Genomic DNA, 13,189 nt, shown 5'->3' with positions numbered 1-13,189 from the left:
TCGCTGCTCTCGAAGACGGTGGCGCGGCCTGAGACTGAAGCCCAAAGGAGCCTCAACCCGCGGCGGCGCGTCTCTGGCTAACGCGGTCGCATCCGCTTCGTTCCCGCTTCTCGCGCCGTCGACGCGGCAAAATCCGGCCGCCTGACGCAGGGTCGCCGCAGCAGGGCGGCCGAGTCAATGCGCCTCGTCCCAATTGCCGGCGGCGCGGGCATCGACCTGCAGCGGCACGCGCAGCTGTACGGCGGGGTGCGGGGCATCGACCATCACCTTGCGGATCAGCGGGATCGTCGCCTCGACCTCGTCGTCGGGCACCTCGAAGACCAGCTCGTCATGGACCTGCAGCAGCATCCGCGCATCGAGCTTGGCGGCCGCCAGCGCCCCCTCCATCCGCGCCATCGCCCGGCGGATGATGTCGGCGGCCGAGCCCTGGATCGGTGCGTTGATCGCCTGCCGTTCGACGAAGGCGCGCTCGGACGGGTTGCGCGAGGTCACGGCGGGAAAATGGCAGATGCGGCCGAAGACGGTGGTGACGTGGCCGTTCGCGCGCAGGAAGCTCTTGGTATGCTCCATATAGTCGCGGATGCCGGGGAAACGTTCGAAATATTTGCGGATATAGGCTCCCGCCTCCTCCCGGCCGATGCCGAGCTGGTTGGCGAGGCCGAAGGCCGAGATCCCGTAGATGATGCCGAAATTGATCGCCTTGGCGCGGCGCCGCACCTCGCTCGGCATGCCCTCCACCGGCACGCCGAACATCTCCGAGGCCGTCATCGCGTGAATGTCGATGCCGTCGGCGAAGGCCTGCCGCAATTGCGGGATTTCGGCGATATGCGCCAGCAGCCTGAGCTCGATCTGGCTGTAATCGGCCGAGACCAGCTTGAAGCCCTTCTGCGCCACGAAGGCTGTGCGGATCTTGCGGCCGGCCTCGGTGCGGATCGGGATGTTCTGCAGATTGGGCTCGGCCGAGGAGAGCCGGCCCGTGGTGGTCGCGGCGAGGGCGAAGCAGGTATGCACGCGGCCGGTGCGGGGATGGACATAGGCCGGCAGCGAATCGGTATAGGTCGATTTCAGCTTGGAGAGCTGCCGCCATTCCAGGATCCGCCCGGGCAGGGCATGGCCCTGTTCGGCCAGCTCCTCGAGCACGCCGGCCCCGGTCGCCCATTGCCCGGTCGCGGTCTTCTTGGCGCCGGGCAGGCCCATCTTGCCGAACAGGATGTCGCCGAGCTGCTTGGGGCTGCCGATCGTGAAGGGCTCGCCCGCGAGCGCGTGGATCTCCTCCTCCAGCCGCGCCAGCGATTGCGCGAAATCGCCCGAGAGCCGCGACAGGATCTGCCGGTCGATGGCGATGCCATGCGCCTCCATCCGCGCCAGCACCGGCACGAGCGGGCGTTCCAGCGTCTCGTAGACGGTGGTCCTGCCCTCCGCGGCCAGGCGCGGCTTCAGCACCTGCCAGAGCCGCAGGCTGACATCGGCGTCCTCGGCGGCGTATTCGGTCGCCTTGTCGAGCGCCACCCGGTCGAAGGTGACGGCGGCCTTGCCGGTCCCCGCGACCTGCGCGAAGGTGATCGGCTGGTGGCCGAGATGCAACTCCGCCAGCCGGTCCAGCCCATGGCTGTTGGCACCGGCGTCGAGCGCATAGGAGATCAGCATCGTGTCGTCGATCGGCGTCACCCGCACCCCGTGCTGCGCCAGCACCTGCAGATCGTATTTGACGTTCTGGCCGACCTTGAGCACGCCGGGGTCGCAGAACAGCGGCTTCAGCGCCGCCAGCGCCTCCGCCATCGGGATCTGCCCCTCCAGCAGCCCGCCGCCGAACAGGTCGCTGCCGCCGCGATGCGCCAGCGGGACATAGCAGGCCCGGCCGGGCGCGACCGCCAGCGAGATGCCGACGAGCTCCGCCTGCATCGGATCGAGCGAGGTCGTCTCCGTGTCGAAGGCGACGATGCCGGCCTCGCTCGCCCAGCTGATCCAGCGCAGCAGATCGGGCAGGCTGCGCACGCATTCATAGGCCGAGCGGTCGATCGCTCCGGTTTTCGCCTGGGCCTTGCGCTGCGCGGCCAGGGCCGCCGGGCCGATCCAGACATCCCCGCCGGACGGATCGGGCGCCGCCAGATCGGCCGGTGTCGCGACGGCGAGGCCCGGCGCCTCGACCGTATCGAAGCCGGCATAGAGCGCCTTGAGCTCGGCCGCCCGCGAACCGCCGGGCGCCAGCGCCGGATCGGGATCGATCGCGGCGACGTCGCAATCATAGGCCTCGCCCGCCCGCTTGGTGATGGTGGTGAACTCCATCGCCTTCAGGAAGGCGACGAGCTTCACAGGATCCGGCCGGCCGAGCGTCAGCTCCGACAAGGGCGTCTCGACCGCGACGTCGTCGACCAGCGCGACGAGCTTGCGGGAGATGCGGATCCGCTCGACGATGTCGGGATTGGTCAGCGTCTCCCGGCGCTTGGGCTGTTTGATCTCCCCGGCGCGGGCCAGAAGCGTTTCGAGATCGCCGAATTCGCCGATCAGCTGCGCCGCCGTCTTGATGCCGATCCCCGGCGCGCCCGGCACATTATCCGTCGCGTCGCCCGACAGCGCCTGCACATCGACCACCTTGTCGGGCGTGACGCCGAAATACTCGACCACCTCCGGCTCGCCGATCTTGCGCTCGGCCCGGAACCCCTTGCCCTTGCTGGCGTCGCCGGAAGCGGGGTCGTACATCGCCACGCCCGGCCCGACGAGCTGCATCAGATCCTTGTCGGCCGAGACGATCAGCACGTCGGCGCCTGCCTCCCGCGCCTGCCTGGCATAGGTGGCGATCAGGTCGTCCGCCTCATAGACGTCCTGCTCCACCGGGATCAGCCCGAAGGCCCGCACCGCCTCGCGCATCAGCGGGAATTGCGGGATCAGATCCGCAGGCGGCTCCGAGCGATTGCCCTTATAGGCGGGGTAGATCGCCTTCCGGAAGGAATTCTCGGATTTGTCGAAGACGATGGCGAGATGCGTCGGCTTCACGCCGAGGACGCCGTCTTTCACGAATTGGAAGAGCTTGGTCGCGAACAGCCGCACCGCGCCGGAAGGCAGCCCGTCCGAGCGCGAGAGATATTTCCGGTCCTGATTGATCGACTGGAAATAGGCGCGGAAAATGAAGTTCGAGCCGTCCACCAGGAAAAGATGGTCGCCGGGCTTCAGCGCCGGGCCGGCGGATTTCGGGTTCGGGGAGGGGTCTTGCGCAGCTTCGCTCATGCGGCCGACCTTAAGCGGCGGGCGGCGGCCGGTCCATTGCGCAATCCCGCCGAAACGGGGAAAGCTCGGACAATTCACGTCAGGAGAGAGACGCCATGGCTGCTGCGGCGCCGACCATTCCCCTCGATTTCCAGCCGCTCGACGAGGCCGAGATGCTGCCGCGCGCCCAGGCCCTGCTGGCGCAGATGCGCCGCCGCCGCACGGTACGCGATTTCTCCTCCCGGCCGGTGCCGCGCGAGCTCATCGAGACGGCGGTGCGGATCGCCGGCACCGCGCCCTCCGGTGCCAATCAGCAGCCCTGGCACTTCGCCTGCATCGCCGATCCCGCGCTCAAGAAGGCGATCCGGGCCGGCGCCGAGGAGGAGGAGCGCGCCTTCTATGCCGGCCGCGCCGGGGAGGAATGGCTGGACGCGCTGTCGCATCTCGGCACCGATGCCGACAAGCCCTTCCTGGAGGTCGCGCCCTGGCTGATCGTGATCTTCGCGCAGCGCTGGGGCGTGGATGACGCGGGTCGCAAGGTCAAACATTACTACGTGCCGGAATCGGTCGGCATCGCCACCGGCTTCCTGATCGCCGCCTTGCACGAGCTCGGCCTCGCCAGCCTGACGCATACGCCAGCGCCCATGAACTTCCTCAACGCCCTCTGCGGCAGGCCCGAGCACGAGAAGGCGATGATCCTGCTCGTCGTCGGCTATCCCGCCGAACCCTGTTTCGTGCCGGCGATCGGGCGCAAAGCGCTGGAGGAGATCGCCTCCTTCCCTGTATCGGCGGCCTAAACCGCCTCCCGATCCGGTTAACGAAAGGCTTCGCGAACCCCCTGGATTTTCGGCGATGATTTTGAACAGAATGTAATATCTCCAATTGTATAGGCCATGATGGCACAGAGAAAATTCATCTTTTGAGAATGTAAAGTTGAGAGGTTTCTCCGGCCGACGCGAGGCTGCCCCCTGCGGCGCCTGCGGCTCAGGATCTTGACGGAGAAACCCATGCGACTGCGCATACCCGACCTGAAGATTGGGTCGAAGATTCTTGTCCTGCTCGGTTCCGTTGCCGTCCCTTTCGGCCTGATGACGTTTCTCTACGTCGCCCAGGCGAACAAGGACATCGCCTTCGCCGATCTGGAGCGGCGGGGCGTCGAATATATCGAGGTGCTCTCTCCCGTGGTGACCGCGCTCGCGGCCAGGGAGGAGGCGCCGCTCGCCGCAGCGATCGCGGCGCTGGCCGCGGAATCGAAGAGCTTCGATGTGCTGTTCAAATCGCAGGAGGCCGTGGCGGCGCTGCGCCAGGCGGCGGCCGGGAGCGACAGGGCTCTCGCCCTCGATGCGGCCAAGGCCGCGATCCAGAAGGTCGCCGACGGCTCCAACCTCACGCTCGATCCCGATCTCGACAGCTATTACCTGATGGATGCGGTCGTCCTGCGCATGCCGGAGCTGACGGCTTCCACGCATCATCTGCGCGGCGCGGTCGAACCCTATCTGGCGGGGCGGCGCGGGCTGGCGGAATTCTCGGCGCTGGCCATGGCGTTCAGCCGCTATGAATCCGCCGCCTCGGCGCTGCAATCGGCGCTGGCTTCCAGCATGGACAACAATGCCGACGGCACGGTGCGGGCCGCGATCTCCGCCCCGCTGGACAGGCTGCGCGACGCGGCGCAGGGGCTGTCCAAAGCGCTCCTTACGGGGCGCGAGGCGCTGCTGCGGGGCGAGGCCTTGTCGGGCGCGCGGCAGATCCTCGACGCGGCCGATGCCGTGATCGCGGCCAATGCCCGGCTGATGCATCCGGTCGAGAAGGATCTGGAGCGGCTGCTGCAGCGGCGCATCGACGGCTTCAAGGCCGATATGCGCCTGAAGATGGGGATCGTGCTCGGCTTCTTCCTGCTGACCATCATCCTGGGCGTCTCCATCCTGCGCTCGATCAAGCACCCCATCAACGATCTCGTCGGCACGATCCGCCGCTTCCAGCATGGCGATTACGCCTCGCCGGTGGCCCATGCCGCCAAGCGCAACGAGATCGGGGAGATCGCCCGCGCCTTGCAGCAGTTCCAGCAGCTCGGCGCCGTCCAGGCCCTGAACAATGCCGCGATCGAAGCCTCGGGCACCTGCCTGATGATCACCGATCCGCAGGAGCGGATCGTGGTGATCAGCAGCGGCCTGCACCGGCTGCTGTCCGAGCTCGAACCGGCCTTCCAGGCCGGCGATCCCGGCTTCTCCGTCGCTTCCATGGCCGGGCAGTCGATCGATTGCTACCGCCTGAATCCGCGCCTCTCGCGCCTCGTCCTGAGCGATGACGGGCGCGCGCGCCAGGTGAAATACGAGATCGCCGGCCGCACCATCCATGTCGCGATGAGCTACATCCTCGGCGGCGATGGCGGCGTCATCGGCCACACCATGCTCTGGAACGACGTCACGGCCGATCTCGCGGCGCAGCAGGAGATTGCCTGCGTCGTCGCCGAGGCGGGGCGCGGCGAATTCAGCCGCCAGCTCGATCTCGCCAGCAAATCGGGAGCCGCGCTGGAGATCGCCCAGGGGCTCAACACGGTCTCGGCGACCGTCCAATCGGCGATGCTGGATTTCGCGGCGAGCCTGTCGGCGATCGCCCAGGGCGATTTCAGCCGCATGATCGGCACCGATTACGCCGGCGTCTTCGGCACGCTGCGCGACGAGATCAACCAGACCAATCTGCGGCTCTCGCAGACCATCGCCAAGGTCCAGCAGACCACCCGCACCGCCACCGGCTTCTCGGAGGAGATCCGCAGCGGCTCGGACGATCTCGCCTCGCGCACCGAGGAGCAGGCGAGCGCGCTGGTCGAGACCGCCGCCACCATGGAGCAGCTCGCGGCGTCGGTCCGCTCCAGCGCCCAATCGGCCAGGCAGGCCGCCGGCCGCGCCAGCGAGACGATGGCGCTGGCCGAGCGCGGCGGCGCCATCGCCGGTGAGGCCATCGCCGCCATCGGGCGGATCGAGCAGAACTCGCGCCGCATCACCGACATCACCTCGGTCATCGACGAGATCGCCTTCCAGACCAATCTCCTGGCGCTCAACGCCGCCGTCGAGGCGGCGCGTGCGGGCGATGCCGGCCGCGGTTTCGCGGTGGTGGCCTCCGAGGTCCGGGCGCTGGCGCAACGTTCCAGCGCCGCGGCGAAGGACATCAGCGCGCTGCTGGCGACCTCGGAAGAGGAGGTCGCGGGCGGGGTCAAGCTCGTCCGCTCCGCCGGGGATTCGCTGGCGGATATTCTCACCGCCTCCCAGTCGCTTTCCGCCGCGGTGGCGGAGATCGCCGCCGCCAGCGGCGAGCAGGCGACGGGGATCGAGGAGGTGAGCCGGACGACCGAGCATCTCGACGAGACCACGCAGCGCAATGCGGCGCTGGCCGAGCAGAGCCTGGAGGCGGCGCGCCAGCTCTCCGGCCAGATGCGCGGGCTCGATGCGATGGTGGCGGGCTTCGTCACCGCCGATGGCGGGCGGGGCACCCCGGCCGCGGCCGGTCAGGCGCTGAAACTGGCATCCTGAACGCGAAAGGGCGGGTCCCGGCGGACCCGCCCTCGATCGTCGCGGCCGGCGCAGGCCTCAGGGCTTCTTGCCGTCCATGCCGAACTGCTTGAGATAGGCGACGAGTTCGTTGATCCGTGCCTCGTCCTTCAGCCCGGGATAGACCATCTTGGTGCCCGGGGTCACGCCGCGCGGATCCTTGATGTAGACGCGGAAATTCTCCTCCGTCCAGGTCTTGTCCAGGGCCTTGTAGGCGGCGGAATAGGTATAGCCGGCCGCCGTCCCCGCCTTGCGCTGGCCCGACAGGATGCCGTTGAGCTGCGGCCCGACCCCGTTCTTCGCGGTCTCGCCGACCTGGTGGCAGGCGCGGCACTGCAGGAAGACTTTCTCTCCCGCCGCGGCGTCCTGGGCCTGGGCCGGTGAGACGAGCGCCGGACCGAAGGCAAGGACAATGGCAGCGGCGGCGTAGGTAATGCTGTTCATGGCGGGCGTCCTCCTGGAATCATTCCGATTCGAGACTAGGGCGCTCCACTAACGGGACAAGCCTCCAGTCGGCGGCATTTCGCCGCCCGAACGCCGCGACGCGCGGAGCCGGGCAGCTGCGGGCTCAGACGCTGCCGGCCTGTTCGAAGAGGGCCAGCAAGGCGATTGCATCTCCCGCAACTCCTTCGTACTGTATCGCCAGGCTTACATCAATGTGTTAATTCAGGTTGACAGTTTGGCCGAGAGATCGCGATGGGGGACCACCGATGCCGCAGACGCCCTTGCTCGACCGCATCGCATCTCCGGCCGATCTGCGCGGGCTGAGTCCCGGCGAGCTCCGCCAGCTCGCGGATGAGCTGCGAGCCGAAACCATCGACGCGGTCTCCGTCACCGGCGGTCATCTCGGGGCGGGGCTCGGCGTGGTCGAGCTGACGGTGGCGCTACACCATCTCTTCGATACGCCGCGCGACACCCTGATCTGGGATGTCGGTCACCAGGCCTATCCGCACAAGATCCTGACCGGGCGGCGCGACCGCATCCGGACCCTGCGCCAGGGCGGCGGGCTGTCGGGCTTCACCAAACGCAGCGAGAGCGCCTATGACCCGTTCGGCGCCGCCCACACCTCCACCTCGATCTCGGCGGCGCTGGGTTTCGCCGTGGCGCGCGATCTCAAGGGCGAGGACGGCCATGTCGTCGCGGTGATCGGCGACGGCGCGATGTCGGCGGGCATGGCCTATGAGGCGATCAACAATGCCGGTGCCCTCGGCAAGCGGCTGATCGTCATCCTCAACGACAACGACATGTCGATCGCCCCGCCCGTCGGCGCGCTCTCGGCGCATCTCGCCAAGCTGCTCTCGGGCAAGGCCTATCTGTCTCTGCGCGACCATGGCCGCCAGCTGACGCGGCGCTTCGGCAAGCGGCTCGACCGCGGCATCACCCGCGCGGTGGAGCATGCCCGCGGCTATCTGACCGGCGGGACCCTGTTCGACCAGCTCGGCTTCTATTATGTCGGCCCGGTCGACGGGCATAATCTCGACCATCTGCTGCCGGTGCTGCGCAATGTGCGCGATGCCGGGCAGGGGCCGATCCTCGTGCATGTCGTCACCCAGAAGGGCAAGGGCTACGCCCCGGCCGAGGCGACGGCCGACAAATACCATGCCGTCGTCAGGTTCGACGTCGCGACCGGCGCGCAGGACAAGCCGGTCTCGGCCGTGCCCGCCTATACCAAAATCTTCGCCCAGGCGCTGGTGGCGGAGGCGGCGCGCGACCCCGCCATCGTCGCCATCACCGCGGCCATGCCCTCCGGCACGGGGCTCGACCTCTTCGCCAAGGCGCATCCGGAGCGCTTCTTCGACGTCGCCATCGCCGAGCAGCATGGCGTCACCTTCGCGGCCGGCCTCGCCTGCCAGGGCCTGAAACCCTTCTGCGCGATCTATTCCACCTTCCTGCAACGGGCCTTCGACCAGATCGTCCATGACGTCGCGCTGCAGAACCTCCCGGTCCGCTTCGCCATCGACCGGGCCGGGCTGGTCGGGGCCGACGGCGCCACCCATGCCGGCGCCTTCGACACCGCCTATCTCGGCTGCCTGCCGAATTTCGTGCTGATGGCGCCGGCCGACGAGGCGGAGCTCGTCCATATGGTCGCCACCGCCCGGGCCCATGACACGGGGCCGATCGCCTTCCGCTATCCCCGGGGCGACGGCACCGGCGTGGCGCTGCCGGCCGAGGGCGTGCCGCTCGCCATCGGCCGCGGCCGTGTCCTGCGCGAGGGCACACGCATCGCTCTGCTCTCCTACGGGACGAGGCTGGCCGAATGCCTCGAGGCGGCCGAGCGGCTGGAGCGGCTGGGTGTCTCCACCACCGTCGCCGATGCCCGCTTCGCCAAGCCGCTCGACCGGCCGCTCCTGGCCCGGCTCGCTTTGCATCACGAGGCGCTGATCACCGTCGAGGAAGGCTCCGTCGGGGGGTTCGGCTCCTTCGTGCTGCATGCTCTGGCCGATATGGACCTGCTCTCCCACGGGCTGAAGGTGAAGACCCTGTGCCTGCCGGACCTGTTCCAGGACCACGACACCCAGGCGCGGATGTATGCCCAGGCGGGGCTCGATGCCGGCTCCATCGCCGACACCGCGCTGCGCCTCTGCCGCCCCGTCCTCGCCGCCGGGCGCAGCGCCTCGGCCGGCGCGGCGGCGCTGCGGCTGGTCCAGGAGCCGGCGCGATGAGCCGGCACGGCCTGCGCCCGCTGACGGTGCTGCTGGCGAAGCCGCGCGGCTTCTGCGCCGGCGTGGTGCGCGCGGTCGAGATCGTCGAGCGGGCCGTGGCCCGGCACGGCGCGCCCGTCTATGTCCGCCACGAGATCGTCCACAACACCCATGTCGTCGAGGGGCTGCGCGAAAGGGGCGCGGTCTTCGTCGGCGAGGTCGACCAGATCCCGCGCGGCGCCACCACGATCTTCTCCGCCCATGGCGTGTCCCGCAGCGTCGAGGCCGCGGCGGCCGCGCGCGGGCTCGACGTGATCGACGCCACCTGCCCGCTGGTGAGCAAGGTCCACAACCAGGGCCGGCGCTATGCCGAGCTCGGCTATGACGTGGTGCTGATCGGCCATGAGGGCCATGCCGAGGTCGAGGGCACGCGCGGGCAGATCGCGGGCCGGCTGCATGTCCTGGCGACGCCCGAGGAGGTGGAGGATCTCGTGGTGCGCGACGCCGGCCGCGTCGCCTACATCACCCAGACGACCCTCAGCCTGCAGGATACGCGCGAGGTCATCGCGGCGCTGTCCCGGCGCTTCCCGGGGATCATCGGGCCCGATACCCGCAATATCTGCTACGCCACGCAGAACCGCCAGGCGGCGGTGCAGGAAATGGCGCGCCATTGCGAGCTGATCCTGGTGATCGGGTCCAGCTCCTCGTCGAATTCCAGCCGGCTGCGCGAGGTCGGCGCCCAATGCGGAGTCGAGAGCCGCCTGATCGAGGGGCCGGACGCGATCGATCCGGCCTGGTTCGCCGAGGTCGACACGGTCGGGTTCAGCGCCGGCGCCTCCGCGCCGGAGCGGCTCGTCCAGGAGACCATCGATCATCTGCGCGGGTTTCGCAGCGTAACGGTGAGGGAGCTCGACGGCGAGGAGGAGGAGGTGGTCTTCCGCCTGCCGCCGCGCCTCGCCGAGGCGGTGGCGTCGTGAGAGCCGCGAAACCGACGGCCCAGCGCGCCGAAGCCGGGTGACGGAGAGCCCCATGGCCAAGCCTTTCCCATTCTCGGCCATCGTCGCGCAGGAGGAGATGAAGCGAGCCTTGCTGCTGGCGGCGATCGATCCGAGCATCGGCGGCGTGCTGATCTTCGGCGATCGCGGCACCGGCAAATCCACGGCCGTGCGGGCGTTGGCCGCGCTGCTGCCGCCGATGCGCGCCGTGGTCGGCGATCCCTATAACCGCGCGCCCGATCCCGCCGCCCGCGGCGAGAAGACCCATCTCGTCCCCGTGCCCGTCGTCGATCTCCCGCTCGGCGCGACCGAGGACCGGGTGGTCGGCGCGCTCGACCTCGAAAAGGCGCTGGTCAGCGGCGAAAAGGCCTTCCAGCCCGGGCTTCTCGCCCGCGCCCATCGCGGCTTCCTCTATATCGACGAGGCCAATCTGCTCGAGGATCATCTCGTCGACGTCCTCCTCGACGTCGCCGCCTCGGGCGAGAACGTTGTGGAGCGGGAGGGGCTGAGCCTGCGCCATCCCGCCCGCTTCGTCCTCGTCGGCAGCGGCAATCCGGAGGAAGGCGAGCTGCGGCCGCAGCTGCTCGACCGCTTCGGCCTCTCCGTCGAGGTGACGACGCCGGCCGATCTGCCGACAAGGATCGAGGTGGTGAAGCGGCGCGACGCCTTCGACCGGGATCCCGAGGGCTTCATCGCGCTGTGGCGGGCGAAGGACGCGGCGCTGGGCCGCAGGCTCACCGCCGGGCGCAAGCGCCTGCCCGAACTGGTCACCTCCGACGCCGCCCTGCACCGGGCGGCGGAGCTCTGCCTGCATCTCGGCACCGACGGGCTGCGCGGGGAGCTCACGCTGATCCGGGCGGCCCGCGCCCTCGCGGCGCTGGAGGGCAAGGCGGAGGTGCTGGACTGCCATATCCGCAGCGTCGCGCCGATGGCGCTGCGCCACCGGCTGCGCCGAAACCCGCTGGACGAGGCCCGCGCCACGCTGCGGGTCGACCGCGCCCTCACCGAGGTGTTCGGGCCGTGAGCGGCGCAGGCGCCGCGATCCCCGAGCCGCCCTCGCTCTGGCAGCGGGCGGAGATCGCCATCGCCTTGCTCGCGCTCGATCCCGCGGCTTTGGGCGGGCTCAGCCTGCGGGCGCCGGCCGGCCCGGTGCGGGAGGCGCTGCTGGCGCGGCTGGCGCGGCTCCTGGACGGCCGCCCGCTCCGGCGTCTCCCGGCGCAGATCGCCGATGCGCGCCTGCATGGCGGGCTCGATCTCGCGGCGACCCTGGCGAGCGGCCGGCCGGTCAGCGAACGCGGTCTCTTGGCCGAGAGCGATGGCGGCGTTCTCGTCGCGGCCATGGCCGAACGGATGGAGACCGGGCTCGCGGCGCGGCTCGCCGCGGTGCTGGACAGCGGCGAGGTCGCGGCCGCGCGCGACTTATCTGGCAGCGGCCCGCTCAGCCGCATCGGCATCCTCGCCTTGGACGAGGGGGCGAGTCTCGACGAGGCGCCACCGCCCGCCCTGACCGAGCGGCTCGGCCTGATGCTGGACCTCACCGGCCTCAGCCATCGCGACATCGCGCCGGACGGCATCGACCCGGCCGACCTGACCGATGCGCGCAGGCGGCTGCCTGGCATCACGATCGGCGACGAGGCGATAGAGGCCCTCTGCGCCGCCTGCCTGGCGCTCGGCATCGGCTCCGGCCGCGCGCCCTTGCAGGCGGTGAAGGCGGCGCGGATGCTCGCCGCGCTGGCGGGGCGCGAGGCGGTCGCGCAGGAGGATGCGGCTCTGGCCGCGGCGCTCGTCCTGGCTCCGCGCGCCACGCAGAACCCCGCGGCCTCGCAGCCCGAGGACGCGCCGCCGCCACCGCCCCAGCCCGACCCGGTGGAGGCGGAGGACCCGGCGGCGAAGGACCGGCCGGCGGAGCTCGACGATCTCGTCCTCGAAGCCGCGCGCGCGGCGATCCCTGCCGGCCTGCTGGCGCAGCTCCTTGCCCAGGGCGGCCGCTCCCGCGCCGGCACGGCGGGCAAGGCCGGGCTGATGCAGAGCTCGGCGCTGCGCGGGCGCAGCATCGGCGCGCGTCCGGGCGAGACCGGCCGGGGCGCGCGGCTCGCCATCGTCGAGACCCTGCGCGCCGCCGCGCCCTGGCAGACCCTGCGCCGGCGCGAGCAGCCGGACCGCAGCGGCCTCATCATCCGCCGCGGCGATTTTCGCGTCGCCCGCTACCGGCAGCGCAGCGAGACGGCGACGCTGTTCATCGTCGATGCTTCGGGTTCCTCGGCGCTGCAGCGCCTCGCCGAAGCGAAAGGCGCGGTCAGGCTGCTGCTGGCCGAATGCTATATCCGCCGCGACGAGGTCGCGCTGATCGCCTTCCGCAGACGGGAGGCCGAGCTGGTGCTGCCGCCGACCCGCTCCCTCGTCGCCGCCGAACGTGCGCTCGCCGCGCTGCCGGCCGGCGGTGCCACCCCGCTCGCCACCGCCATCGCCGCCGCCGCCGCTCTGGCGGAGGGCGTCGCCCGCAAGGGCCGGACCCCGGCCTTGGTCTTCATGACCGATGGCCGCGCCAATATCGACCGCGACGGTCAGCCCGGCCGCGTCAAGGCGCAGGAAGATGCGATGCAGGCCGCGCTCGCCCTGCGCGGGGCGGGGCTGCGCGCCCTGCTGATCGACACCTCCCCGCAGCCGCAGCGCCAGGCCGCGGCGCTGGCGCAGGAAATGGGGGCGCGCTACGTGCCGCTGCCGCAGGCCGACGCCGCCAGCGTCGGCCGTGCCGTCGGCGCGCTGCTGCCGGGGCGCTGACCATGCCGCCCCCGATGGCGCC

Annotated in this window: 8 protein-coding genes; 6 read left to right on the top strand and 2 right to left on the bottom strand. The window is 70.2% G+C overall.

Annotated features, from left to right (window positions below; all coding sequences use genetic code 11):
* Positions 1–174: 174 nt before the first annotated feature.
* Positions 175–3,225, bottom strand: coding sequence for a DNA polymerase I (gene polA / locus ASG72_RS04695; RefSeq protein WP_056709482.1), 3,051 nt, complete (start codon positions 3,223–3,225; stop codon positions 175–177).
* A 95-nt stretch (positions 3,226–3,320) separates the two neighbouring features.
* Here polA and ASG72_RS04690 point away from each other — a divergent pair, with 95 nt between their 5' ends.
* On the top strand, positions 3,321–4,001 hold the full coding sequence (locus ASG72_RS04690) for a nitroreductase family protein (RefSeq protein ID WP_056709480.1): 681 nt from the start codon (positions 3,321–3,323) through the stop codon (positions 3,999–4,001).
* 291 nt (positions 4,002–4,292) lie between these two features.
* A complete protein-coding gene (locus tag ASG72_RS04685; RefSeq protein WP_162246191.1) occupies positions 4,293–6,731 on the top strand; it encodes a methyl-accepting chemotaxis protein in 2,439 nt (812 codons plus the stop codon).
* A gap of 57 nt (positions 6,732–6,788) precedes the next feature.
* Here ASG72_RS04685 and ASG72_RS04680 read toward each other — a convergent pair whose 3' ends face one another.
* Positions 6,789–7,193 (bottom strand): cytochrome c family protein, encoded by a 405-nt coding sequence (locus tag ASG72_RS04680; RefSeq protein ID WP_056709476.1) that lies wholly within the window; start codon positions 7,191–7,193, stop codon positions 6,789–6,791.
* A gap of 266 nt (positions 7,194–7,459) precedes the next feature.
* Between ASG72_RS04680 and dxs the strand changes: the two genes are divergently transcribed.
* Genes dxs through ASG72_RS04660 form a run of 4 tightly spaced genes read left to right on the top strand, consistent with a single transcriptional unit; the run spans position 7,460 to position 13,167 of the window.
* The gene (gene dxs / locus ASG72_RS04675; protein WP_082540078.1) at positions 7,460–9,412 is read left to right on the top strand and encodes a 1-deoxy-D-xylulose-5-phosphate synthase; all 1,953 of its coding nucleotides are present in this window, start codon (positions 7,460–7,462) and stop codon (positions 9,410–9,412) included.
* The gene (gene ispH / locus ASG72_RS04670) at positions 9,409–10,368 is read left to right on the top strand and encodes a 4-hydroxy-3-methylbut-2-enyl diphosphate reductase (protein ID WP_056709475.1); all 960 of its coding nucleotides are present in this window, start codon (positions 9,409–9,411) and stop codon (positions 10,366–10,368) included. Before dxs ends, ispH begins: the two co-directional genes overlap by 4 nt.
* Before the next feature lie 52 nt (positions 10,369–10,420).
* Complete coding sequence (gene bchI, locus ASG72_RS04665) at positions 10,421–11,410, top strand: magnesium chelatase ATPase subunit I (protein ID WP_056709473.1); 990 nt, start codon at positions 10,421–10,423, stop codon at positions 11,408–11,410.
* On the top strand, positions 11,407–13,167 hold the full coding sequence (locus ASG72_RS04660; RefSeq protein ID WP_082540077.1) for a magnesium chelatase subunit D: 1,761 nt from the start codon (positions 11,407–11,409) through the stop codon (positions 13,165–13,167). The genes bchI and ASG72_RS04660 overlap by 4 nt, the downstream gene beginning before the upstream one ends.
* Positions 13,168–13,189: the final 22 nt, after the last annotated feature.

This window comes from Allobosea sp. Leaf344, assembly GCF_001426225.1.
In the GTDB taxonomy this organism is placed as follows: Bacteria; Pseudomonadota; Alphaproteobacteria; order Rhizobiales; family Beijerinckiaceae; genus Allobosea.
The sequence above is the reverse complement of the archived record's forward strand: the minus strand, read 5'-3'. Positions and strand labels throughout refer to the sequence as shown.